Consider the following 21,083-nt stretch of genomic DNA (forward strand, 5'->3'; position numbering starts at 1 on the left):
CCCTCAAGGCCCTACCCTCGCCTCAGGTGGGCAAACGCGGACCACTCGGGCGGGCGGGCGCGTTCGCCCACGGCCCGGCGACCGCGACGCGGTCAGGGCTGCCGGGGCACGGCCACGGCCGTGACGACCAGCCCGCCGGCGACCAGCCAACGGCCGCGCAGCTCGGCCAGCGGCGGGCCGCCGTCGACGCGGGTGGCGTCGACCAGCACCCGGGCGGTGAAGCGCCCCCCGGCCGGGTCGACGGCAAGTTCGGCGTCCTCGAAGCCGAGCCAGCGCCCGGTCAGCGGGTACCACGCCTTGTAGACCGACTCCTTGGCGCTGAACAGCAGCCGGTCCCAGTGCACGTCCGGCCGGGCGGCGCGCAGCCGGGCCAGCGACGCCGGCTCGCCGGCCGTGGTGACCATCCCGGCCACGCCGTCGGGCAGCGGCTCGTGCGGCTCGGCGTCGATGCCGAGCCCGGCCAGGGCGGTGTCCCGGGCGACGGCCGCCGCCCGGTAACCGTCGCAGTGCGTGATGCTGCCCACCACGCCGGCCGGCCACCGCGGCTCCCGCTTCGGGCCGGGGCGGATCGGCGCCGGGGCGTACCCGAGGCGGGTCAGGGCCTCCCGCGCGCAGCGGCGGGCGGTGACGAACTCGCGGCGGCGGGCCTCCACGGCCCGGGCGAGCAGGTCCGCCTCGCCGGGATGGGGGACCTCGCCGGGGATGTCGGCGAACGCCTCGACGGCGACCGCCGCGGCCGGGAGCAGCGCCTCGATCACGCGGCGCCGCCCAGGACGCGCCGCATCGGCCGGGGCTCGCCGCCCCGGCGGCCCCACTCGCGCGGGTAGCCCAGCGAGACCTCCTCGAAGCGGACCCCGTCGTAGTGGGTGGTCCGGGGGATGTGCAGGTGCCCGTAGACCGCCACGGCGGCGCGGTACCGCAGGTGCCAGTCGGCGGTGCGGTCGGTGCCGCACCACTGGGCGAACTCCGGGTACCAGAGCACGTCGGTGGGCTGGCGGACCAGCGGCCAGTGGTTGACCAGCACGGTCGGCAGCGCCGGGTCGACGGCGGCCAGCCGCCGCTCGGTCGCGGCGACCCGCTCCCCGCACCAGGACTCCCGGTCCGGGTGCGGGTCGGGGTGCAGCAGCATCTCGTCCGTGCACACCACCCCCGCCGCGTACGCCGCGCGCAGCGACTCCTCCTTCGTGTGGGTGCCGGGGGCGCGGAACGAGTAGTCGTAGAGCAGGAACAGCGGCGCCACGGTGACCGGCCCGTCCGTGCCGTGCCACACCGGATAGTCGTCCTCGGGAGTGAGCACACCCAGGTCGCGGCACATCGCGACCAGCGCGTCGTAGCGGGCCCGGCCGCGCAGGGTCACCGGGTCGGCCGGGTGGGTCCACAGCTCGTGGTTGCCGGGCACCCAGACGACCCGGGCGAACCGGTCGCGGAGCTGCCGCAGCGTCCGCTCGATGTCCGCGAACACCTCGCCGACATCGCCGGCCACGATCAGCCAGTCGTCCGGGGACTCCGGCCGCAGGCCGTCCACGACCGTGCGGTTCTCGGCGTACGACACGTGAAGGTCACTGACCGCGAACAGCGCACCCGTCACCCGGCCGATCTTGCCAGCGCCGCCGCCCGTCCGGTAGGCGCGGACGCGGTGGTGTCGGAGGTCCGACGCGGAACGGTCAGGCGAGCAGGTCGGCGAAGTGGTCGGTGGCGCGGAGCAGTTCCCGGGCGATGCCCGGCTCGGCGGCCGAGTGGCCGGCGTCGGGCACGATCCGCAACTCGGCCTCCGGCCAGCGCCGGGCCAGGTCGTACGCGGACACCGGCGGGCAGCACAGGTCGTAGCGGCCGTTGATGATCACGGCGGGCAGGTGGCGGATCCGGTCCACGCCGTCGAGCAGTTGCGACTCGGTGAGGAAGCCGCCGTGCAGGGCGTAGTGGGAGAGGATCCGGGCGATCGGCAGCGCCTGCTCCTCGGCGGTGAAGTGGGCCAGCACCCCCGGGTCGGGGCGCAGCGAGGAGTTGACGGCCTCCCAGCGCCCCCAGGTGACCGCGCACGCCCGGGCCCGCGCCTCGTCCGGCCCGTGCAGCCGCCGGTGGTACGCCGCCAGCACGTCGTCGCGCTCGGCGGCGGGGATCGGGGCGACGAACCGCTCCCACTCGTCCGGCTGGAGGTGGCGCAGGCCGCCCTGGTAGAACCAGTCCCGCTCGCTGCGCCGCAGCAGCAGCACCCCGCGCAGGATCAGGCCGGTGACGCGGTCCGGGTGGGTCTGGGCGTACGCCAGGCCCAGGGTGACGCCCCACGACCCGCCGAACACCAGCCAGGAGTCGATCCCCAGCCGTTCCCGGATCGTCTCCAGGTCGGCCACGAGGTGCCAGGTGGTGTTGCCCCGGAGCTCACCGAACGGGGTGCTGCGCCCCGCGCCGCGCTGGTCGAACAGCACGGCGCGGTAGCGCCGCGGGTCGAAGAACCGCCGTGCCGCCGGCACCAGACCGCCGCCCGGCCCGCCGTGCAGGAAGACCAGGGGTACGCCGTCCGGCCGCCCCACCTCCTCCACGTACAGCTCGTGGCCGTCGCCGACGGCGATCCGGTGGGTGGCGTACGGCTCGACGGGCGGGTACAGGCGTGGCTCGGTCATCCGGACCATCCTGCCCCCTAGGGGCGGGCCGTGCGGGGAGGGTCAGCAGGCCACGCTGCTGCCGAGGTTGTCCAGCAGGGCGTCGGCGACCCAGCCGGAGACCCCGGTCGTGGCGTCCCGCAGGTAGGTCCAGGTGTAGGTGGTGTGGCCGTTGGCGCTGACCCGGTCGCCGTTGGTGTAGCAGTGGAAGTCGACGCTGTGGCTGAGCTGGCCGTAGCCGAGCGAGCCGCAGGTCGTGTGCGGGCCGGTGCGGATGTTGACGTTGGTGGCGTTGAAGAGCGAGCCCAACTTGGTGTCGATGTTGGAGTGCGCGTGGCTGCACGTCGCGCTCGCCGGGCCCGTCGCGCTCACCACCGCCACAGCGGTGCAGCCCAGCGTCAGCGCGACCGCCGCCGCCATCGAGGAAACCTTTCGCATGCCGATCAACCCCCGAACGTGAGAACCCCCACACGTACAGTGATCCGAATATTTGCATCTTTCACGGATGGGGGCAAGGGCGCCTCAGCGGGCCAGCAGCGCGCGCAGCTCCTTCACCACCTCGGCCGGGGCCTCCTCGGCCATGAAGTGGCCGTACGACACCGGCACGTGCCGCAGGTCCGGGGCCCACGCCCGCCAGCGCGCCGCCGCGTCGAAGCCGAGCGCCGCGCCCCAGTCCTGCTGCAGCACGGTCACCGGCATCCGCAGCACGGTGCCCGCCGCCCGGTCCGCCTCGTCGTGCGCGATGTCGACGCCGGCCGAGGCCCGGTAGTCCGCCACGATCGACGGCACCGCCGCCCGGCAGGCCCGCAGGTACGCGGCCCGCACGTCGGCGGGGATCGCGTCCGGGTCGCCGCCCCAGAGGTCGAGGAAGTGACCGAAGAACTCGTCCGGAGCGGCGCCGATCAGCCGCTCGGGCAGCCCCGGCGGCTGGGCCATCAGATAGAGGTGGAAGCCGACCGCGGCGGTGACGCCGTGCATCACCTCCCAGGTGTCGAGGGTGGGCAGCACGTCCAGCGCGGCCAGGTGGGTGACCGTCCCGGGGTGGTCCAGGCCGCCGCGGATCGCCACCAGGGCGCCCCGGTCGTGCCCGGCCAGGGCGAAGCGGTCGTGCCCCAGCGCCCGGGCCAGCGCCACCACGTCGGCGGCCATGGTCCGCTTGGCGTACGCGGTGCCGTCGGTGTCGGCGGGCTTGTCGCTGTCGCCGTACCCCCGCAGGTCGGGGCAGATGACCGTGTGGTCGGCGGCCAGGTCCGCGGCGACGTGCCGCCACATCAGGTGGGTCTGCGGGAAGCCGTGCAGCAGCACGACCGGGCGGCCGCTGCCGCCCACCGCGGCGTGCAGCGCGACGCCGTCGGCGACGGTGACGCGGCGCGACTCGAATCCGTTGATCATCAGTGGTCCTCTCCGGTGTGATCGGGTCGCGTCGAGCCTGCCCGGTCCCGGTCAGCGGCCGATCAGCATCGGATGAGTGCCCTGGCCGGGCCGCCGGTGCGCGCGCACCGGGCTGCCTAGAGTGGGCGGGGTGACCAGCCCGCCGCGCGTACCCGGAGTGACCTTCGGGGTGCTCGGGCCGCTGGTGGCGGCCGACGAGCGGGGCCCGGTGGCGCTGAAGGGTCCCCGGCAGCGGGCCGTGCTGGCCCGCCTGCTGGTCGCGCGGGGCCGCGTGGTGCCGGTCGACCGGCTCGTCGGCGACCTGTGGGCCGAACCGCCGGAGGGCGCCGTCGGTGCGGTGCGGACCTTCGTGGCCGACCTGCGCCGGGCCCTGGAGCCTGACCGGCCCCCGCGGCAGCCGGCCCGGCTGCTGGTCACCGCCCCGCCCGGGTACGCGCTGGCGGCCCTCCCCGGGGCGGTCGACGCGGGGCGGTTCGAGGCGGCGGTCGGTGCGGCGGGGGAGTCGCTCGCGGCCGGGCGGGCCGGCCCGGCGCTGGCCGCCCTGGACGGCGCGCTCGCCCTCTGGCGCGGCCCCGCCTACGCGGAGTTCGCCGACGAGCCGTGGGCGCGGGCGGAGGTCGACCGGTTGGACGAGCTGCGGATGCTCGCCGTCGAGCGGCGCGCCGAGGCGCTGCTGGCCCTGGGCCGCGCCGCCGAGGCCGCCGGCGACCTGCGCGCCCAGGCCGCCGCGCAGCCGCTGCGGGAGGAGACCTGGCGGCTGCGGGCGACCGCCCTCTACCGGGCCGGCCGGCAGGGCGACGCGCTCGCCGCGCTGCGGGAGGCCCGGGCCGTGCTGGTCCGGCAGCTGGGGGTGGATCCCGGTCCCCGGCTGCGCCGGCTGGAGGCCGACATCCTCGCCCAGGCCCCGCACCTCGACCCGACCGCCGCCCCGCCGCCGGCGCGGGGAGCGGGGGAGGAGCGGCGCCCGTTCGTGGGGCGCGAGGCCGAGCTGGCGAGCCTGGCAGGCCTGGCCGAGGAGGTGGCCCGCGCCGGCCGGCCCGCCCTCGCGCTGGTCTCCGGCGACGCCGGCGCGGGCAAGACCGCGTTCGTCGAGGCGCTGGCCGACCGGCTCGCCGCCGCCGGTTGGACCCGCGCCGTCGGCCGGGTCCCCGAGTACGAGGGCGCCCCGGCCGCCTGGCCGTGGACGCAGCTCGCCGCCGCCCTGCCCGACGCCGGGGCGCCGCCGGCCGGGCCGGCGCTCCCGGACGGCGGCGACCCGGCCGTGGCCCGCTACCGGCTGCACCGGATCGCGGGCGCCCGGGTCGGCGCGGCGGCGCGGCGCGGGCCCGTGCTGCTCGTCCTCGACGACCTGCACCGGGCCGACGAGGACACCCTCGACCTGCTGACCGCGCTGTTGAGCGGCCCGGAGCCGGTGACCGGGCCGGTGCTGGCGGTCGGCACCTACCGGGCCACCGGGATCACGCCGGCGCTCACCGGGGCCCTGGCCCGGCTCGCGCGCACCGAGCCGGTCCGCGTCTACCTGGGCGGGCTCACCGAGGCGGAGACGGGCGACCTGGTCCGGGCCGTGGCCGGCGCGGCGGACCCCGACACCGTGCGGGCGCTGCACCGCCGCAGCGGCGGCAACCCGTTCTTCGTCCGGGAACTGGCCCGGCTGCTCGCCGCCGAGGGCGCCGTCGCGCTGGAACGCGTCCCGGCCGGCGTGCGGGACGTCATCCGTCACCGCCTGGCGCAGCTGCCCGAGCCGACCCGGGCGGTGCTGGCGCGGGCCGCTGTGCTCGGCCGCGACCTCGACGCCGACGTGCTGGCCGCGCTGTCCGGCGAGGAGGCCACGCTGGATGCCGTGGACCGGGCCGCGCAGGCCGGGTTCCTCACCCCCGACGGCACCCGGTTCGCCCACATCCTGGTCCGCGACACCCTCTACACCGACCTGTCGGCGCCGCGCCGGGCCCGCTGGCACGCCGCCGCCGGGGCGGTGCTCGAACGGCTCCGGCCGGACGACGTCGCGGCCCTGGCCCACCACTTCGGACAGGCCCCCGGCCCGGACGCCGCGACCCGGGCCGCCCGGTACGCCACGGCCGCCGCCGAACGGGCCGAGCGGCGCTGCCACCCGCACGAGGCGGCCCGGCTCTGGCAGCAGGCCGTCGCCGCCCACGACCGGGCCGGCGGGAACGACGTACGCGGGCGGCTCGCGGCGCTCACCGGCTGGGGCCGCGCCCTCGCCGTCACCGGCCACCTCGACCGGACCCGCCGGCTGCGGGCCGAGGCGGTCGCCACCGTCGAACGCCTCGCCGACCCCGGGCTCACCGCGGACGTGCTGGCCGCCTTCGACGTCCCCGCCGTCTGGACCCGCAACGACGACGAGGACCTGTCCCGCCGGATCGTCGCCGCGGCCGAGGCCGCCCTCGCCGCGCTCCCCGCCGACCAGGCGGCCCGGTGCGGCCGGCTGCTCTGCACCCTGGCCCTGGAACTGCGCGGCGACACCGGCGACCGGGGCCGGCGAGCGGCGGCCGAGGCGGAGGAGATCGCCCGCCGCCTCGACGACCCGGCCCTGCTGGCCCTCGCGCTCAACGCCCGGTTCATGCACACCTTCGACCGCGCCGGCCGGGCCCCGGAACGCGCCCGCATCGGCGCCGACCTGGTCGACCTGGCCGCCCGGCACGGGCTGGTCACCTTCGAGGTGCTCGGGCACCTCGTCACGCTCCAGGCGCACTGCGCCCGCGCCGACCTGGCCGCCGCCGACACCCACGCGGCCGCCGCCGACCGCCTCGCCGCGCGCTACGAGCTGCCCCTGGTCGGCGTCTTCACCGACTGGTACGCCGCCCTCCGGCTGGCCGTGACGGGACGCGCCGCCGAGGCCGAGGCGGCGTACCGGGCGGCGGCCGTGCGGCTCGACGCCGGGCAGATGCCCGGCATGGCCGCCGGGCTGCTGCCGTTCGCCCTGCTCTGCCTGCGGCTGTCCACCGGCGACGACCCCGGCCCGGCGCTGGCCGACGCGGCTCACGGCCCGTACGCGCCGTGGGTCCGGCCGCTGGCCCTGCTCGCGGCCGGGCGCCGGGACGAGGCCGCCGCCGCGCTTCGCGCCCTGCCGCCCTCGCCGCACGACCTGCTGCGCGAGGCCCGGCTCTGCGTCGCCGCCCGGGCCGCCCTCGTCCTCGACGACCGCCCCACCATGGCCCGGCTGCACGCCGCCCTGCTGCCCGCAGCCGGCGAGCTGGCCGGCGCCGGCAGCGGCGTGCTCACCGCGGGGCCGGTGGCCCGGCACCTCGCCGACATCGCCGCCGCCCTCGGCTGAGCGCGGCGGCGGGGGACGGGTCAGGCGTTGGCGGGGACCCCGCCCTCCGGACCGGCCGCCGGTTCCCCGGTGACCTCCGCCTCGGGGGCCGGCCGCTGGGCCGGGGCGCGCACCGCGAACGCGTCGAAGCTCGGCCGGTCCAGGGAGGCGCGCTCCAGGAACGGCTCGGCGGTGGGCCGGTCGCCGTCGGCCGGCTCACCGGGCTCCGGGTCGGCCGAGGCGGCCGGAGCGGCCGGCACGACGGGAACGGCCACCAGCGCCGGCGCGGGCACCACCACCGGGGTGGCCTCGGCGGCCGTCGCGGCCGGACGCGGCGCGACCATCGGGTACTCGGCCGTCTCCACACCGCCCGCGGCGGCCGCCATCACCGCCGCGGCGGCCAGGTCGGCGACCCGCTTGGCCTCCCGCTGCACCCGGGCCCGCGTCTCCTTCGCGTGCTGCTCGGCGAGGTCCGCCGCCCGGCGCGCGTCCTCCAGCCGCTTGGACTCCGCGGTCAGGTCCCGGCGTACGGCGACCAGCTGCTCCTCCAGCGCGGCGCCCTCCTGCTCGACCGTGGCGATCTCCCGGCGGGTGTGCTCCAGCTGCTGGCCGACCGTCTCCAGCTCGGCCTGGAGCTGGGTGAGCGCCTCCTGCCGCTGCTGGATCTCCTGCTGCACCGTGGCGAGCTGCTCCTGGTGCGCCGCGTTCTCCTCGTCGGCCCGCTCGCGGACCTCGGTGGCGTACTGCTGGGCCTCGGCGACCAGGGCGGCGATGTCCCGCTCGGCGGCGCTGGCCCGGTCGGCCAGCTCCTGCTCGGCCGCGGCCCGCTGCTCGTCCAGCTCCCGGGCCATGGTGGCCTGCCACTGGGCCAGCTCCTGCTGGGCCTTGCTGCGGTTGGCCTGGACCTCCTGCTGGATCTGCGTGCGCGCCGCCTTCACCAGCGCCTCCGACGCGGAGCGGGCCTGCTCGACCTGCTGGGCGCTCTGCTCGGCGAGCCGCTTCGCCTCCTGCTGCGCGCGGTCGTGGGCGGCCTGACCCTCGGCGCGCAGCTTCTCGGTCAGCTCCCGGACCGCGGTCAGCTCCGCCTGCGCGGCGGCGTGCCGCTCCTCGTCCGCCCGCTCCTGCTCGGCCCGGCGGGTGGACAGTTCCTCGGCCAGCTCGTGCCGCTCCCGCTCCGCCTCGTCCCGGGTGGTGGCCAGCACCTTCTCCGCCTGCGCCTGGAGGTCGGCCGCGCGCCTCGTGGCCGCCTCGGTGATCTGCCCGGCCTGCTTCTCGGCCAGGTCGAGGATCTGGTCGACCATCGGGCCGAGGTCGCGGAAGGACGCCCGGTCCACCTGCGTGGGGCGCTGGCGCAGTTCGGCGGCCTCGGTCTGCGCCCGCTGCGCCTGCGCGGTCAGCTCCCGCATCTGGGCGTACGCGCGGTCCCGGTCGGCCGTCACGGCGGTCAGTTCGCCGTCCATCTGCTCGACGTACCGGTCCACCTGGCGTTTGTCGTAGCCGCGCAGCGCCTGGTCGAACCTCGGCCGCGCGGACACGTCGTCGTGGGGTGCGAACGGTTCCTCGCCGTTGGACATGCGCCATCCTCCGTTGGTTCGCCAGCGCCAGGCCGGCGGATGACCGCCCCGCAGGGCATGATGAGGCGCAACGCTACCGCCGTCAGCGCGCGGGTTCCGCCCCGCCCCGCCCACGACCGCGAATGCGGGCCGGGCTCAGAGAGTAGCGCCCATTCCCCCGGCGTTGAAGGCTTCCCCTGACCGGCGACCTCAGGTGGTCGATCGGTCACCACACTCTCTCGTTCAGTCGTGCGCGAGGACATTGATCACGTGGCCGTCGGGATCCCTGACGAAGAACCGGCGCACACCCCACGGTTCGTCGGTCAACTCGTGCACGATCTCGGCTCCCGCCGCCCGGGCGGCCCGGTAGCTCGCCTCCACGTCGTCGACCTGGATCGAGGCAACCGGGACGACGGGAGCCGTCGCGTCATGGGTCATGAGGCTCAACTGCACGTCGGGACGCCCGGGGTCGGCGAACGTCACGATCCAGCCATGGTCCATGACCACCTGCAGTCCCAGGACCTGCGTGTAGAAGGCCTTGGCCGCCTCCAGGGACATGCTCCTGAGGTCCGGAACGATCCTGCTGACTGCCATACGGCGATCCTCGTTCCCACCCCGGCGGTTGGCAACCCGCGGGCCGGTGCCAGGGCTTCCGGCATCGACCACCTCAGGCAGCCGATCGGTCACCCGACACGCTCAGACCGGGAAGTACGGGTTTCCGGCGGTCAGCCGGATGGTGAAGCCGTCGGTGTCCCGGTGCAGCGCCACGTGGTTGCACGACTGGTGGCTGATCCACAGGCCCAGGCCGCCCGCGGCGCCGTTGCCCGCGGGCAGCAGGCCGGCGTAGGGGTCGCTGGGGCCGGGACCCCGGTCGTGCACGGTCACCACCATCCGGTCCGGTGCGCTCCACAGCCGCACCCGCACCGGCGGCACACCGTGCCGCAGCGCGTTGCTCACCACCTCGCTGACCGACACGACCAGGTCGTCGAGGTGGTCGACCGGAAGTTGCCCCCGGTACGCGGTGCGGACGGCGTCGCGCGCCTCGGCCGGGGTGGGATCGACCAGCTCGACCGCCGGTGCCGTCCGCTGCACCGGGTCGGGGAGCATCGGGCGGTGCTCGGCCAGGTAGCGCGCCGGTTCGGTGTAGACGCCGGTCGGCACGTGGCTGCCGTCCGGCAACGCCACCCGGGGGTGGGTCCGCGCCACGTCCGCCAGCACCCGCGACGGTGTGTTCCGGGCGTCGTACGCGCACATGCTCCACAGCGGGAAGTCGTCGTAGGCGTGGTTGATGGCCGACTCGTAGCGGGCCCACCAGTCCCAGGTGGATCCGAGCACGGCCGTCGGCAGCTCGCCGACGATCCGGATCTGCCGGGCCCCGTCGGCCACGTACGAGCCCAGCAGCCTGCGGTAGGAGCGGATCGCCGAGGTGGGGCGGGCGTAGACGTCGCCGCCGGGCAGGAAGGTGACAGCGGCGCCGGCGGGGAGGGCGCGCCGGACCAGCTCCGCGTTGCGCCCGCCGAAGCCGACCACGGCCGGCTCGCCGGCCTCGACCCCGCCGAGCAGGAACGGCAGCACCACGGCGAGCAGGTGCTCGTCCGAGTCGTAGAGGATCGCCTCGTGGTAGTAGCCGGCGTGGCCGGCCGCGGCCCCCGTCCTCATCGGACCACCTCCACCCGCACCTCGGCCAGGTCGAGCAGCTCCACCAGCCGGGCCACGGCGGAGCGCGAGGTGCGCAGCACCGCGGTGGCGTCGTGCCGGCGGGCCAGGTCGCGCAGGTGCAGCAGGCAGCGGTGGTCGACGAAGCGCAGCCCGGTGGCGTCGAGCACCAGCCGGCCGTCCACCGGCCGCGGGTCGGCCCGGTCCAGCGCGGCGGCGAAGAGCCGGTGGTGGGACGGGTCCAGCTCGCCCCCCAGCTCGATGATCGCGTCGCCGCCGGCGGCGTGCAGCCGGAACAGCACGTCGGTGTTCGTCTCGGGGTGCATGCAGGCCAGCTCGGCGATCGCCGCGTCGCTCAGCTCGCGCCGGTCGTAGGCGCAGACCGCCGACATCGGGTGGCGACGCATCCAGCGGTCGATGAGGTGCTCGTACCGGGCGAAGGCCTCCCGCTGGGCGGGGGAGCGGACCAGCGTGGTGGCCTCGGCCACCACCCGCAGGCCGGTGTAGCCGGCGGCCAGCGCGTCGCCGGTGGCCGCCGCGTACGCCCGGACCTGCTTGTCGGGGTCGACGATCTCGTCGTGGCGGTAGGCGTCCTCGACCGGGACGAGCCGGAGCGCGCGCCGGCGCAGCGCGGCGTCGAGGCCGGGGAGGCGGTCCAGCCGGCGGGCCAGGGAGCCGCGGTCGCCGGGGGCGACCAGCCAGACCTGCTCGCCGGCCGCGAGGCCCGCGGCGACGTGGGCGACCGCCCGGGCGTCGAGGACCGCCGGGTCGTCGTAGGCCAGGCACGCGTGACCGTACGTCGTCGACGCGCTCGCGCCGGTCACTCGGCCTCCCCCACCCGGCCAGTCTAGGTTCACCGGGTGCCCGGCCACCTCCCGGCCGCCGCCCGACCCGGCCCGGAGGGCTGCCACCGGGCCGGGCGGGGAGGTCACCCGAGCTGGAGGTTCCGCCAGGCGGTCGACTCCAGCGGCGGGTCGCCCAGCTCGAACTCGGCCCAGTTGTTCCAGTAGGCGACCGCGTCCACGTCGTTCTGCTGCCGCAGCCAGGTCACGTGGTCCCGGATCGCCTGCGCCCGGCCCGCCCCGGTGGTGTCGGCCGTGGTCCGGCTCAGCCCGTACTCGGGCACCAGCAGCCGGATCCCCGGGTACGCGGCGCGCACCTTGCCGAACGCCACCCCGAACATCCGCGCCACCGGCCAGTACGTCGCCGTGTCCCGGGAGTAGCAGTCCACGCCGTAGTGGGTCATGCCGGGATAACCCCAGTCGGTCGGGTTGCCGCGTCCCTCGTCCAGCCAGTAGCGGGTGACGATCGGGCCGTGCCCGAGGACCCAGCGCCGGTTCCGGTGGGCGGCGACGATCTGCGCGACCCGGGTGGCGGTGGTCCGGTACGTCGCCGGCGCCACGTCGCCCATCGGCTCGTGGTACCAGGTCAGGTAGATCGGCCGGCTCAGCCCGTCCAGCCAGCCGGCCAACTGCTCGACGTCGTCCTTCCACGACACGTGCATGACGGCCGACGGTGCGTCGACGAACTTGCCGGCGTTCAGCGGCGGCAGCTCCGGCAGGGCGTCCGCGTCGCCGCCGTCCGTGCCGAAGTCGCGCATGTACCGGATGCCCGGGTACTCGGCAACCGCCCGCTGGGTCGGCGCCCCCTTCTCGGTGCTCATCCCCACCAGCAGCGGCACCGTCACGGTGGTGGCGGCCGTGCCGGTCCGGCCCGCGGCGTCCCGGGCCGTGGCGGTCAGCGTGACCGTGCCCCGGCCGCGCAGCACGGTGACCGTGAACCGGGTGGGGTCGGTGGGGTTCGGCGCGATGGTCACGCCGGGCGAGGTGCTGCCGAGCTGGACGGTCAGCGGCACGCTCAGATCCACCCGGACCGGGCTGTCCCAGGCGGCGCCGGTGGGGTCGCTGACCCGGCCGGAGAGGGTCAGCAGCCGCGAGTCGGGATGGTAGGCGTCCACCCGTACGGTGGTGGACTGACCGGGCAGCAGGACGGTCGGGTCGGCGGTGACGGAACGGATGACGGGTGCGGCCATGGGATGCCTCCAGGCGTGCTCGCGGGGCGCTCCGGCCGCACGTCCTCGGGTGGCCAGGACGGCTTTGACCTGCTCTTTTACCAGCTTGCGTCGTTCCGGCGGCATCGCCATCAGCGCGACAGATGGCGCAAAACCCGGTGCCGGCAGCATCCTGGACGACGTGAAGATCACCGTACGGGAGCTGGCCGGGTCGGACTGGCCGCGGCTGTGGCCGATGCTGCGCGAGATGGGGGTCGGGGACGAGCCCGCCGAGATCCACCGGGAGCGGTTCCTGCTGCTGCTCGCCGACCCGCGGTGGGCGCTGCTCGGCGCCGTCGACGACGACGGGCTGAGCGGGTACGCCGCCGCCCAGGACCACGGGCCACACCTGCGCTCCGGCGACGCGCACCGCACTGTGCGCCTGCACGACCTGCACGTACGCCCGGACCGGCGCCGGCGCGGCGTGGGCCGGGCGCTGCTGGCGGCGGTGTCGGAGTGGGCGGCCGGCCGGGCCCGTCACCTGGAGTGGCAGGCCCACCGGGAGCGGGCGGCGCCCTTCTACGAGCGGCTCGGCCACCGCGGCGACCCCTGTCCGCAGCCCGACTACCCGACCTTCCTGGTCGACTTCGGGCCGCGCTGACCGGCGGAGCTCAGCCGAGGGGGTGGGAGATGCCGCGGGCGTGGTCGGTGACGGCGGCGCCGACCACGGTGGCGGTCACCGGCAGCACCTCCAGGCAGCGGCGCACCGCCGCGGCCATCAGCGTGTTCGGCACCCGCATGGACAGCGTGCAGTGCGGCACCCAGCGGCCCGGCTGGTAGTGCTCCACCAGCCCGATGCCGGCCCGGGTCAGCCGCTCGTGCACCGCCCCGTGGTGGGCCAGCAGCTCCGGCGTGGGGGCCGGCCCGAGCCAGAGCACCCGCCCGACGAACTGCCCGGCGTGCTGGAACTCCAGGCGCAGCGGGGCGGCCACGACCATCCCGGTGAGCGCCTCGGCGACCCGGTGCGGGTCGAGACGCGGCGCGACGGCCAGCGAGACGTGCGGCCGGTGCCGCTGCTCCAGCAGCGACCTCATGCTCTGCACGCCCTCGGCCTCCAACGCGTCCCAGAGCACCCGGATCCGCCGGGTGGCGTCGGTGTCGAGATACAGCTCCAGCGCCGCGACCACGCGATCAACCCTAAGGGGGTGAGGTTTGCCGCCCGTCCTGGGCGGTACTGCCTCCGGTGGCACCGACGGCGGAGGAGCGTGGGACGCGTGGACGTGAACGACCTGCTGACCGAGGCGTACGGCCGGCTGCCCGACCTGGTGGCGGGGGCCCTGGACGGGCTGAGCCCGGAACAGCTGCGGCAGGCACCGGCCGCCGGGGCGAACCCGGTGGGCTGGCTGGTCTGGCACCTCACCCGGATCCAGGACCAGCAGGTCAGCGAGGTGCTGGGGGAGGAGCAGCTCTGGGTCGGCGGCGAGTGGGCGGGGCGCTGCGGGCTGACCGCCGACCCCGACGACACCGGCTACGGGCACAGCCCCGAGCAGGTCGCCCGCGTGCGGCCGGAGAACGGCGGGGTGCTGCTGGACTACCACCGGGCGGTGGTGGACCGGACCCGGGCGTACCTGCGCGGGTTGCGCCCGGCGGACCTGGACCGGGTGGTCGACGAGAACTGGGACCCGCCCGTCACGCTCGGCGTGCGGCTGGTGAGCGTGCTGGACGACGACGTCCAGCACGCCGGCCAGGCCGCGTACGTGCGGGGGCTCATCCAGCAGGGCTGAGCGCCGCCCGGGCGCGGCGCAGCGCGGCGTGCCCGAGCAGGTGGAACGCCTGCGCCTCCGGGGAGGTGCCCGGCGCGGTGAAGTCCGGCGCGCCGCTGACCCCGCTCACCCGCCCGTGCCGGTCGACCCGCCGGCCCGCGGCGGCCAGCAGATCCGCGCCGGTGGCCAGCCAGGCCGCCGGCAGCCAGCCGTCGGCGACTCCGGTCAGCGCCGCGTACGCGAGAAGCTGGGCGGTGTTCGCCTCCCGGAACGAGCCCGGGTCGTCGAGCACGTCGGGGAAGAGCCCGTCGTCGGTCCGGTACGCCAGGCAGGCGTCCAGCACCGTGCGGGCGTGCCCGGCCAGCTCGGCGCGGGACGCGGCCGGCCAGTCCGGCGCGAGGCGCAGCGCCCGGGCGATCCCGGCCACCACCCAGCCGTTGCCGGTGCCCCACGGGCGCGGCTGGACCAGCTGCCCCCGGTCCTCGTCCCAACGGGCCGCGTAGAGGCCGGTGCGCGGGTCGAACAACCGGCGGCGGTGCCCGTCGAGTTGCCCGGCGGCCAGGTCCGTCCGGCCGGCCAGCGCGAGCAGCGGCACCACCATGTAGACCGTGTCCGCCCACACCTGGCGGCTGTCGAGCAGGTGGAACAGGGTGCCGTCGGCGGCCCGGGGCGCCCGGGTGACCAGCCAGTCGAGCTGCGCGTCCAGCGCGGCGGCGTAGCGCGGGTCGCCGTCGGTCGTGGCCGCGTGGTGGACCGCCTCGCCGCAGGCCGCGCCGTTGACCGCGCCGGCCTCGCCGGACACGTCGCCGAGCCGCCCGTCCGGGTGCTGCCGGGTCACCGCGGCGTCGGCGACCAGCAGGGCCAGCTCGCCGAGCCCGAGGTCGAGCAGGGCGTGCCCGGTCACCCCCTGCTCCCAGGACTGGCGCTGCATGGCCAGCAGCGCGGTGAGCACCCGGTCGGTCGTGGCGTCCCCGGTCATCCCCATTCCTCCGCAGTACCCGGCCTCCGCCCCGGCGCACCAGCCGGGCTCATCCGGACGGGGTGAGTTGGGCTCACCCGGCCGGCGGGGACCCTGCGGGAGCGGGCGGAGCCGCCCGGCGACCGGCCGTGAACGACCGACACGGGGAGGGACCCATGAGCGCCTCGGCGGCGGAGTACCTGGCCCGGCACGTCGCCGGGCGGCACCCCGACCTGCCGGAGACCACCGGTGGCACGGTCCGGCTGGACCTGCAGGACGGCGCACGGACCGAACACTGGTATCTCACGATCGACCACCAGGAGGTCCGGGTGGCCCGCCTCGGGAACGACGCCGACCTGGTGGTCCGTGCCGACCGCGAGGTGTTCGACCGGATCGCCGCCGGCCGGCTGCACGTGGCCGCGGGGTTGCTGCGCAACGACCTCACCGCCCAGGGCGACCTGCGCCTGCTGCTGTCTCTGCGCCGGCTCTTCCCGGGCCCGCCCGACGCCCGGCATCCTCGCGAGCTGGGCTGTGCCGGGGTGGGGACCCGATGAAGGAGCTGGTGCGTGTCCTCGCCGGTAACGCGTTCGCGCTCAGCGACGCGCAGGGCGACATGGAGGTGGAGCCGTACGCCCCGATCGGCCTGTTCTCATTCGACACCCGCTTCCTGTCCCGCTGGGTGCTCACCGTCGACGGCGAGCGGCTGGACGCCCTGTCGCGGGACGAGCTGGCCTACTTCGAGACCCGGTTCGTGCTGGTTCCCGGTGCCGCCAGCCACTACGTCGACGCCGACGTCTCGGTGCTCCGGCACCGGTCCATCGACGACAGCTTCAACGAGCGGCTCACCGTGCTGAACCACGCCCCCGAGGCCGCCGAGTTCACCGTGCGGATGGAGATCGGCAGCGACTTCGCCGACACGTCGGAGATCCTCCGGCCGGCGCCGCGCCGGCCGGTGGTCGTCGCCGACACGGAGCACCGCCAGCTGCGGATCCGCCACCAGCGGGACCGGTTCACCCGGGAGACCGTCATCTCCAGCACGGCGCCCGTGGAGGTCGACCAGCGGGGCATGACCTTCCGGATCCGGGTCGCACCGAACGGAAGCTGGCACACCGACCTGCACGTCGGCATGATCATTCATGGCGCCGGCGGGCGGGACCTGCGCTCCAGCCTCGAGTCACACCGCCAGCACGTGCACCACGACATGCGGGAGGACCTGTCCCGCTGGTTCGACCACGCGCCGCAGCTCGTCGCCGAGCGGGAATCGCTGACCACGGCGTACCGGCAGGCGCTGACCGACCTGGCCTCGCTCCGGTACGTGCCGCTGTCGTACGTCGACCGGGTGCCGGTGGGTGGGCTGCCGTGGGCCATGGCGCTGTACGGCCGCGACGCCATCGTCACCTGCCTGGAGACGCTGCCGTTCACCCCGGAGCTGACCCCGGCGACGCTACGGCTGCTGGCCCTGCTCCAGGGCGGGCAGCTCGACGACCACCACGACGAGGAGCCCGGGAAGATCCTGTCCGAGCTGCGGTACGGCGAATCGGCGGCCTTCGGGGAGCAGCCCACCGCGCCCTACTACGGCGCGGCCGACACCACACCGCTGTTCGTGATCCTGCTCGACGAGTACGAGCGCTGGACCGGCGACGCCGACCTGGTCCGGCAACTGCGTCACCCGACCCGGATGGCGCTGGACTGGCTCGACGAGTACGGCGACCTCTGCGGCGACGGCTACCTGCGCTACCAGCCGCGCAACACGGTCAACGGGGTGGCCAACCAGACGTGGCGCAACTCGCCGGACGCCATCGTCGACCGGCACGCCGTCGCGCCGCCGTTCCCGCGGGCGACCTGCGAGCTGCAGGGGTACGCCTACGACGCGAAGATCCGGGGCGCCCGGCTGGCCCGGGAGTTCTGGGGCGACCCCGCCTACGCCGACCGGCTGGAGGCCGAGGCCGCGCGCCTGCGCGAGCGGTTCCACCGGGACTTCTGGCTGCCGCACCGGGGCTACTACGCGCTCGCCCTCACCCCCGACGGGGAACCGGTGGACGCGCTCACCTCCCACCTCGGGCACCTGCTCTGGAGCGGCATCGTCGAGCCCGAGCGGGCCGACGCCCTGGCCGCGCACCTGTGCGGTCCGGAACTCTTCTCCGGCTGGGGGGTGCGCACCTACGCCGCCGGGCAGCGGCCGTACAACCCGGTCGGGGCGCACCTGGGCGCGGTCTGGCCGTCGGACAACGCGCTCGTGGCGGCGGGCCTGCGCCGATACGGGTACGACGCCGAGGCGGCCCAGGTCGTCGCCGGCGTGTTCGCCGTGGTGGAGACCCTCGGCGGTTCGGTGCCCGAGGTGATCGCCGGCTACCCGCGCGGCGTCACCAAGTACCCGGTCCAGCTGCCGGTGGCCGGCCGCCCCCAGTCGTGGGCCTCCGGCGGCCTGCTCATGCTGCTCGCCACCATGCTGGGGCTGCGCCCGTGCGGGGAGAACCTGCTGGTGAACCCGTACGTGCCCGAGGGCTACGGCCGGATCGAGCTGCTGGACGTGCCGGGCCGCTGGGGGCGGGCGGACTCCTACGGCCGCGACCGCACGACGGGCCGTCGGATCCGGGTCGGCGGCGCGGCCGGTGAGCGGCGCGGCGTCGGGTGACCGGCGACCGGGCGCCGCCGCCGGTCAGCGGGGACCGGCCGCGCTCTCCTCGGGCGCGGCGGCGGGCGCCGGCGCCGGCTCGGTCGGCACGCCGGGGGCCCGACCGGCGAGGCCCCGGTCCACGCCGACGAAGAGGAGCCCGAGCAGCCAGAACGCGACGGCGAAGCCGAGCGCGCTGAACCCCACGCCCCCGTAGCCGAGCTGGCCGACGTCGAGGAACGGGTACGGGTAGCGGTGCACGACCAGCCCGCGCACCAGGACGAAACCGAGGTACGCGACCGGGAACGCCAGCCACCACGCGGCGTACCGCGGGCGCAGCCGGCCCCGCCTGTCGAACAGCGCCCAGTCGGCGATCGCGAGCAGCGGCACCACGGTGTGCAGGAGCTGGTTGCCCCACCACTCGCCCGGCCCGCGGTGCGGCTGGACCATCGCGAACGGGCTGGCCGGGTTGGCCAGCACCATGTGGTAGACCGTGCCGGTGATCGTGATGTAGAGGGTCACCGCGCCCTTGAGCGCGCTCGGCGGCTCCGGGCGGCCCTGCCAGGCTCGCCAGGCCGCGTACCCGGCGAAGACGGCGACCGCCACGTTGCTCTGGATGGTGAAGTACGGCAGCAGGCCGGTCACCGTGGCCGGGCCGAGCGCCGTGAGCACGAGGCCGGCCACCACGCCGAGCACGACGGCCAGGCGGAAGGGGATCGCCAGTCGGCGACGCCACGGAGTCACCGCCGCACGCTACCAACCCGTCCGGCGTCGACCATCGGCCCGCCCGATCGCCCGGCCGGTGCCGCCCGCCCCGCCCGGAACCACCACGGGCCGGTCAGCGTCGGGACGGGCGGACCGACGGGGTCCTCGGCGCCGGCGGCCTGGCCGGACGGGTGGTCGGCGCGAGCCGGGCCCCCGGGGTGCCGGGCGTGGCCTCCGGCGGGCCGGTGACCCGGGCGGTCGGTCCGACGCCGGGCCGTGTGGTGGGGACGGCACTCGGCTGCGGCGGTGTCGCCTCGGTGCCGGTCGGCTTGCCGTTCCCGAGCAGCGCGTCGCAGTAGCCGGGGACCTTGTCCCGGCCACCGGCCACCGCGACCAGCTCGGCGAACGGCGCGGCCTCCAGCGCCCGGCCCCGGTCCGCGTCGTTCTTCGCCCGGTACGCGGTGCAGAGCCCGGCCAGGGCGGCGGCGGGGCTGCCCGGCCGGCCGGTCGGAGGGGCGGCCGGGGTGGCCGGGGTGACCGGCCGGGCCGGGTCGACCGTCGGCGTGGCCGGCCCGTCGCTGCCGCCGTGGGGGGACGGCGTGACGGGGGCGCCACCACCTCCGCCCGGCGGGAGCTGCAGGTTGCCGGTGACGGCGGCCAGGGCCACACCGCCGGTGACGGTGGCGAGCAGGGCGGCCAGGGCGAGCTTGGCGCCGAGCAGCCCGGCGTGCAGCCGTCGCGGGGGACGGGGGACCGCCACGGGAACCGCTCCGCCGGCCCGTGCCAGCCGGAACGCCTGCAGGGCCGTCCCCTCGCCGGCGAGTTCGTGCGGGCGGGGAGCGGCGCGGACGGCGGCCAGGAACCCAACGAGCACCTGCGGACCGTCCTGAGCCTCGGTGAGGGTGCCGCCGAGCAGACGCTCGGCGGTCTCCTGGTCCATGCGGTGTCCGTTCATCTCGTGTCCCTCAGCGCCGCCACCAGCCGTGGCGTCACACCGGAACCCGCCGCCCGCCCCGTCCGGGCGGGTGATGTCGGTCACCGCGCGCCGGTCAGCCCATGGTCTTCGTCCCGTCGATCGACTCCCGGATGATGTCGGCGTGGCCGGCGTGCTGCCCGGTCTCGGCGATGAGGTGCAGCAGCACCCGGCGCACCGACCAGCTGGCGCCCGGCTCGAACCAGGGTGCGCTCGGCAGCGGGTGCGCGGCGTCGAGGTCGAGCGTGGCGACCAGGGCGTCCGTCTCGGCGGCCACCCGGTCGAACTCGGCGAGGAGCCCGGCGAGCGTCTCGCCCTCGGTCATCCGGAACTGGCCGGCCCAGTCGACGGGCTCGCTCTGCATGGCCTCGGCGCCGCCCACCGCGAACCGCATCCAGCGGTGCTCGGTGAGGGCCACGTGCTTGATCAGGCCGCCGAGGCAGAGCTCGCTGGCCGTGCTGCGCCGGGCCGCCTGCTCGTCGTCGAGCCCCGCCACGGTCTGCCGGAGGAAGCCGCGACGGAGCTGAAGGGCGGCGAGCAGGTCGGCCCGCTCGCCGGTGAGGACCTGGTCGGAGACGCTCATGCCGCCCGCCTTTCGCTTGGGGACCGGGGACACCGTACGACCCGCCACCGACACCTTCGCGGTTCCACACCGGACCGGCCCGAGTTGCCGTTTCGTCCGGATCGAGGTGCACTGAATTACATGGGTGTCATCAAGGTGGGCACGTCCTCCTGGGCCGACCAGATGCTGGTCCGCTCGGGGTGGTATCCCCGTGCGGTCAACACCCCGGCCGGCCGCCTCGGCTGGTACGCCGAGCGGTTCGGTCTGGTCGAGGTGGACACGTCCTACTACGCGATCCCCGCGCCGGAGACCACCGCGGGCTGGGCGGCGGCCACCCCGCCGGGCTTCACCTTCGACGTCAAGGCGTTCCGCCTCTTCACCGGCCACCACACCCCGGTCGACGCGCTGCCCCGGGACCTGCGCCCGGCCGGCGGCCCGACCCGGATCCGCTGGCGGGACCTGTCCGCCGGGGCGTACGACGCGCTGTGGGAACGGTTCCACGCGGCGCTGACGCCGCTCGCGGCGGCCGACCGGCTCGGCGCCGTGCTGCTGCAGTTCCCGCCCTGGCTGGCCCGCGGCGCGGCGGCCCGGCAGCGGATCCTGTCCGCGGCGCGGCGCTGCCGGCCCTGGCCGGTGACCGTCGAGCTGAGACACTCCTCCTGGTTCACCGAGGACGCCGTGGTCGAGACCGTGACCTTCCTGCGCGAGCACGGGCTCGGCTACGTCTGCGTGGACATGCCCCAGGGGCACGCCTCCTCGGTGCCGCCGATCCTCGTGGCCACCGCCGACCTGGCCGTGGTGCGGTTCCACGGGCACAGCACCGCCTGGGAGAGCGGCGACAAGCAGGAGAGGTTCCGCTACGCCTACGGCGAGGAGGAGCTGCGGCGCTGGTCCGTGCTGCTGCGTGAACTCGCCGACCAGTGCGCCGAGCTGCACGTGCTGCTGAACAACTGCTGCGGCGACCAGGCCCAGCGGGACGCGGCCCGGCTGTCCGGACTGCTCGGCGTCACGCCCGCCACCACCCCCGCCTGAGGTTTCCGCCGGTA

The 21,083-nt window shown here is 76.1% G+C and carries 21 protein-coding genes; 6 read left to right on the forward strand and 15 right to left on the reverse strand.

The window, feature by feature from the left end; all coding sequences use genetic code 11:
* Positions 1-92: 92 nt before the first annotated feature.
* The 5 genes from ACZ6PY_RS25840 to ACZ6PY_RS25860 all read right to left on the reverse strand — a co-directional run bounded on the left by ACZ6PY_RS25840 (position 93) and on the right by ACZ6PY_RS25860 (position 3,992).
* Positions 93-758 carry a 4'-phosphopantetheinyl transferase family protein gene (locus ACZ6PY_RS25840; protein WP_466076217.1) on the reverse strand — a complete coding sequence of 222 codons (666 nt, stop codon included), beginning with the start codon at positions 756-758 and terminating at the stop codon, positions 93-95.
* On the reverse strand, positions 755-1,588 hold the full coding sequence (locus ACZ6PY_RS25845; protein WP_466076220.1) for a metallophosphoesterase family protein: 834 nt from the start codon (positions 1,586-1,588) through the stop codon (positions 755-757). Before ACZ6PY_RS25845 ends, ACZ6PY_RS25840 begins: the two co-directional genes overlap by 4 nt.
* 76 nt (positions 1,589-1,664) lie before the next feature.
* Entirely contained in the window at positions 1,665-2,621 is a 957-nt protein-coding gene (gene pip, locus ACZ6PY_RS25850) for a prolyl aminopeptidase (protein ID WP_466076223.1), read from the reverse strand.
* Between the two features lie 42 nt (positions 2,622-2,663).
* Complete coding sequence (locus ACZ6PY_RS25855; RefSeq protein WP_466076226.1) at positions 2,664-3,038, reverse strand: hypothetical protein; 375 nt, start codon at positions 3,036-3,038, stop codon at positions 2,664-2,666.
* An 84-nt stretch (positions 3,039-3,122) separates the two neighbouring features.
* A complete protein-coding gene (locus tag ACZ6PY_RS25860) occupies positions 3,123-3,992 on the reverse strand; it encodes an alpha/beta fold hydrolase (RefSeq protein ID WP_466076231.1) in 870 nt (289 codons plus the stop codon).
* Positions 3,993-4,122: 130 nt separating this feature from the next.
* Between ACZ6PY_RS25860 and ACZ6PY_RS25865 the strand changes: the two genes are divergently transcribed.
* On the forward strand, positions 4,123-7,284 hold the full coding sequence (locus ACZ6PY_RS25865) for a BTAD domain-containing putative transcriptional regulator (protein WP_466076238.1): 3,162 nt from the start codon (positions 4,123-4,125) through the stop codon (positions 7,282-7,284).
* A gap of 20 nt (positions 7,285-7,304) precedes the next feature.
* Here the strand turns inward: ACZ6PY_RS25865 and ACZ6PY_RS25870 are convergent, their stop codons facing one another.
* From ACZ6PY_RS25870 to ACZ6PY_RS25890, 5 genes are all read right to left on the reverse strand, one after another.
* Positions 7,305-8,837 carry a hypothetical protein gene (locus ACZ6PY_RS25870; protein WP_466076243.1) on the reverse strand — a complete coding sequence of 511 codons (1,533 nt, stop codon included), beginning with the start codon at positions 8,835-8,837 and terminating at the stop codon, positions 7,305-7,307.
* A 222-nt stretch (positions 8,838-9,059) separates the two neighbouring features.
* A complete protein-coding gene (locus ACZ6PY_RS25875) occupies positions 9,060-9,503 on the reverse strand; it encodes a VOC family protein (RefSeq protein ID WP_466076246.1) in 444 nt (147 codons plus the stop codon).
* 9 nt (positions 9,504-9,512) lie between these two features.
* Complete coding sequence (locus ACZ6PY_RS25880) at positions 9,513-10,475, reverse strand: anti-sigma factor RsbA family regulatory protein (protein ID WP_466076250.1); 963 nt, start codon at positions 10,473-10,475, stop codon at positions 9,513-9,515.
* On the reverse strand, positions 10,472-11,296 hold the full coding sequence (locus ACZ6PY_RS25885) for an MEDS domain-containing protein (protein WP_466076256.1): 825 nt from the start codon (positions 11,294-11,296) through the stop codon (positions 10,472-10,474). The genes ACZ6PY_RS25880 and ACZ6PY_RS25885 overlap by 4 nt, the downstream gene beginning before the upstream one ends.
* A 104-nt stretch (positions 11,297-11,400) precedes the next feature.
* Entirely contained in the window at positions 11,401-12,504 is a 1,104-nt protein-coding gene (locus ACZ6PY_RS25890; RefSeq protein ID WP_466076259.1) for a hypothetical protein, read from the reverse strand.
* A gap of 160 nt (positions 12,505-12,664) precedes the next feature.
* Here ACZ6PY_RS25890 and ACZ6PY_RS25895 point away from each other — a divergent pair, with 160 nt between their 5' ends.
* A complete protein-coding gene (locus ACZ6PY_RS25895) occupies positions 12,665-13,123 on the forward strand; it encodes a GNAT family N-acetyltransferase (protein ID WP_466076262.1) in 459 nt (152 codons plus the stop codon).
* Positions 13,124-13,133: 10 nt separating this feature from the next.
* Here the strand turns inward: ACZ6PY_RS25895 and ACZ6PY_RS25900 are convergent, their stop codons facing one another.
* A complete protein-coding gene (locus tag ACZ6PY_RS25900; RefSeq protein ID WP_466076265.1) occupies positions 13,134-13,649 on the reverse strand; it encodes a 2'-5' RNA ligase family protein in 516 nt (171 codons plus the stop codon).
* An 87-nt stretch (positions 13,650-13,736) separates the two neighbouring features.
* Between ACZ6PY_RS25900 and ACZ6PY_RS25905 the strand changes: the two genes are divergently transcribed.
* A complete protein-coding gene (locus ACZ6PY_RS25905) occupies positions 13,737-14,246 on the forward strand; it encodes a mycothiol transferase (RefSeq protein ID WP_466076269.1) in 510 nt (169 codons plus the stop codon).
* On the opposite strand, the gene ACZ6PY_RS25910 is transcribed toward ACZ6PY_RS25905, so the two are convergent.
* Positions 14,230-15,204, reverse strand: a complete 975-nt coding sequence (locus ACZ6PY_RS25910; protein WP_466076272.1) for a glycoside hydrolase family 88 protein — start codon at positions 15,202-15,204, stop codon at positions 14,230-14,232. The two genes, ACZ6PY_RS25905 and ACZ6PY_RS25910, sit on opposite strands and share 17 nt — an antisense overlap.
* Before the next feature lie 155 nt (positions 15,205-15,359).
* Between ACZ6PY_RS25910 and ACZ6PY_RS25915 the strand changes: the two genes are divergently transcribed.
* Positions 15,360-15,737 carry an SCP2 sterol-binding domain-containing protein gene (locus ACZ6PY_RS25915; RefSeq protein WP_466076275.1) on the forward strand — a complete coding sequence of 126 codons (378 nt, stop codon included), beginning with the start codon at positions 15,360-15,362 and terminating at the stop codon, positions 15,735-15,737.
* Positions 15,734-17,818 carry an amylo-alpha-1,6-glucosidase gene (locus ACZ6PY_RS25920; protein WP_466076278.1) on the forward strand — a complete coding sequence of 695 codons (2,085 nt, stop codon included), beginning with the start codon at positions 15,734-15,736 and terminating at the stop codon, positions 17,816-17,818. Before ACZ6PY_RS25915 ends, ACZ6PY_RS25920 begins: the two co-directional genes overlap by 4 nt.
* Before the next feature lie 24 nt (positions 17,819-17,842).
* Here ACZ6PY_RS25920 and ACZ6PY_RS25925 read toward each other — a convergent pair whose 3' ends face one another.
* From ACZ6PY_RS25925 to ACZ6PY_RS25935, 3 genes are all read right to left on the reverse strand, one after another.
* Entirely contained in the window at positions 17,843-18,541 is a 699-nt protein-coding gene (locus tag ACZ6PY_RS25925; RefSeq protein ID WP_466076281.1) for a Pr6Pr family membrane protein, read from the reverse strand.
* Positions 18,542-18,635: 94 nt separating this feature from the next.
* Positions 18,636-19,457 (reverse strand): hypothetical protein, encoded by an 822-nt coding sequence (locus tag ACZ6PY_RS25930; RefSeq protein ID WP_466076284.1) that lies wholly within the window; start codon positions 19,455-19,457, stop codon positions 18,636-18,638.
* 94 nt (positions 19,458-19,551) lie between these two features.
* The gene (locus ACZ6PY_RS25935; protein ID WP_466076287.1) at positions 19,552-20,058 is read right to left on the reverse strand and encodes a DinB family protein; all 507 of its coding nucleotides are present in this window, start codon (positions 20,056-20,058) and stop codon (positions 19,552-19,554) included.
* A 120-nt stretch (positions 20,059-20,178) separates the two neighbouring features.
* Here ACZ6PY_RS25935 and ACZ6PY_RS25940 point away from each other — a divergent pair, with 120 nt between their 5' ends.
* Entirely contained in the window at positions 20,179-21,069 is an 891-nt protein-coding gene (locus ACZ6PY_RS25940; protein WP_466076292.1) for a DUF72 domain-containing protein, read from the forward strand.
* Positions 21,070-21,083 lie beyond the last annotated feature (14 nt).

It is taken from the genome of Micromonospora sp. NPDC048907, from assembly GCF_055586885.1.

Coding starts and splice junctions, on each gene's coding strand:
- ACZ6PY_RS25940 (WP_466076292.1), top strand. CDS start 20,179: ATGGGTGTCATCAAGGTGGGCACGTCCTCCTGGGCCGACCAGATGCTG.
- ACZ6PY_RS25915 (WP_466076275.1), top strand. CDS start 15,360: ATGAGCGCCTCGGCGGCGGAGTACCTGGCCCGGCACGTCGCCGGGCGG.
- pip (WP_466076223.1), bottom strand. CDS start 2,621: ATGACCGAGCCACGCCTGTACCCGCCCGTCGAGCCGTACGCCACCCAC.
- ACZ6PY_RS25935 (WP_466076287.1), bottom strand. CDS start 20,058: ATGAGCGTCTCCGACCAGGTCCTCACCGGCGAGCGGGCCGACCTGCTC.
- ACZ6PY_RS25920 (WP_466076278.1), top strand. CDS start 15,734: ATGAAGGAGCTGGTGCGTGTCCTCGCCGGTAACGCGTTCGCGCTCAGC.
- ACZ6PY_RS25890 (WP_466076259.1), bottom strand. CDS start 12,504: ATGGCCGCACCCGTCATCCGTTCCGTCACCGCCGACCCGACCGTCCTG.
- ACZ6PY_RS25910 (WP_466076272.1), bottom strand. CDS start 15,204: ATGACCGGGGACGCCACGACCGACCGGGTGCTCACCGCGCTGCTGGCC.
- ACZ6PY_RS25880 (WP_466076250.1), bottom strand. CDS start 10,475: ATGAGGACGGGGGCCGCGGCCGGCCACGCCGGCTACTACCACGAGGCG.
- ACZ6PY_RS25860 (WP_466076231.1), bottom strand. CDS start 3,992: ATGATCAACGGATTCGAGTCGCGCCGCGTCACCGTCGCCGACGGCGTC.
- ACZ6PY_RS25870 (WP_466076243.1), bottom strand. CDS start 8,837: ATGTCCAACGGCGAGGAACCGTTCGCACCCCACGACGACGTGTCCGCG.
- ACZ6PY_RS25930 (WP_466076284.1), bottom strand. CDS start 19,457: ATGAACGGACACCGCATGGACCAGGAGACCGCCGAGCGTCTGCTCGGC.
- ACZ6PY_RS25855 (WP_466076226.1), bottom strand. CDS start 3,038: ATGCGAAAGGTTTCCTCGATGGCGGCGGCGGTCGCGCTGACGCTGGGC.